Annotated in this window: 1 pseudogene; it reads left to right on the top strand. The window is 42.7% G+C overall.

The window, feature by feature from the left end:
- Positions 1–300, top strand: a pseudogene (locus ACFIO5_RS11735) (DNA mismatch repair endonuclease MutL); the annotation flags it as partial.

Below are 300 nucleotides of genomic sequence, written 5' to 3'. Positions count from 1 at the left end.
GAACTCCCCGCTACAGCAAATAATACTCAAGGACAATTACAACGTATTACACAAATCATGGGTAAAGAATTTGCTCCCAACAGTATCGTATTGAATGCTGAACGCGAATCAGTTCGTTTGACTGGATTTGCTTGTTTGCCATCTTTCAACCGTAGTAACAGCCTGCATCAATTTGCTTATGTTAATGGGCGTCCAGTACGTGATAAATTTCTCTGGGGAGCAATCCGAGGAGCCTATGCTGACGTCATGACACGAGATCGTTATCCTGTATCCATTCTTTTTATTGATCTGCCACCTGCT

The organism is Bartonella sp. AA86SXKL (assembly GCF_042196885.1).
Note: the sequence above shows the minus strand (reverse complement) of the source record. Positions and strands in the feature narration are given on the sequence as shown.